Raw genomic sequence first — 1334 nt, 5'->3', positions numbered from 1 at the left:
CTGTCGATTCGAAAGGAAATACCATTGATTTTTACCTAAGCAAAGCAAGAAACCACAAGGCTGCAAAGCGATTCTTCAAGAAAGCTTTGCAGTCTTTTCATATTTCTGAGCCTCGTGTCGTGACAGTAGATAAGAATCCAGCTTATCCTATAGCAGTTGAAGAATTGAGAAAAGAAAAAAAGATGCCATTAGGCATCCAACTAAGGCAAGTGAAATATCTCAATAACATAGTGGAACAAGTTCATCGGTTTATTAAAAAGCGAGTTCGTTCGATGTTAGGATTGAAATCCTTCCGCACAGCTACATCCATTATTTCTGGAATAGAAGCTAAGCATATGGTAAAAAAAGGGCAACTTATTTTACTGGACAAGTCTGTCCAAAATCAAGTGAAGTTCATCCATCAACTATTTGGAATTGTTGCTTAGGACTAGATTCCACTAGGAAATTTTTCGCCTCTTTATATCTTTCCTAAGTATTTGCACCAGAACCCTCATATGCAATATTGCATATAATAATGTATTGATAAAAATGTAAGCGCTTACTATAATGAAAGCATAAAGATAAATCACATCTTAGCAACAACAAAAGAGGAGGAAATAATATGACAATCGCAATGACAATTTTAAAATTTGTAGGTGGAGTACTCCCATTAGTTCAAGAACTTTTAAAAGCATTTATGTAAGTTCATTATTTAGCAATTATTTATAAATAATTATCATACCTTAATACGAAAAAAAGGAAGAAGTTGATTTTTTTGAAGACTACCAAAAATACTAAAGGAAAAAAATTACTAGCAAGTTTATTAATTGGCTTTTGCACTATTAATTATTCATCTATTTCCTTCGCTGAAACACCTAAAAGTAATTCAGCTAATGCACCAAAACAAGCTATTGACATTGATACTGGCATAACAAATCTAAAGTATAACAATCAAGAGGTTTTAGCAGTAAATGGGGATAAAGTAGAGAGTTTTGTTCCGAAAGAAAGTACAAATTCAAATGGTAAATTTGTAGTAGTTGAACGTGAGAAAAAATCACTTACAACTTCACCAGTCGATATTTCGATTATTGATTCTGTGGCGAATCGCACTTATCCAGGAGCAGTACAACTTGCAAATAAAGCTTTTGCAGATAATCAACCTAGTTTATTAGTGGCTAAGAGAAAGCCTTTGAATATTAGTATAGATTTACCTGGCATGAGAAAAGAAAATACAATTACTGTCCAAAATCCTACATATGGTAATGTGTCTGGAGCAGTAGATGAATTAGTATCTACTTGGAATGAAAAATATTCAAAAACACATACGTTACCTGCAAGAATGCAGTATACAGAAT

The 1334-nt window shown here is 32.8% G+C and carries 2 protein-coding genes; both read left to right on the top strand.

Annotated elements, in window-relative coordinates; translation table 11 throughout:
* On the top strand, positions 1-425 hold a 425-nt coding region (locus AC1DKZ_RS32730), incomplete at its 5' end, for an IS6 family transposase (protein WP_476997965.1).
* A 329-nt stretch (positions 426-754) separates the two neighbouring features.
* On the top strand, positions 755-1334 hold a 580-nt coding region (locus AC1DKZ_RS32725; protein ID WP_476997964.1), incomplete at its 3' end, for a thiol-activated cytolysin family protein.

The sequence above is a fragment of the Bacillus sp. 05T21 genome, assembly GCF_056396785.1.
This window is presented reverse-complemented; position numbering and strand designations above follow the sequence as displayed.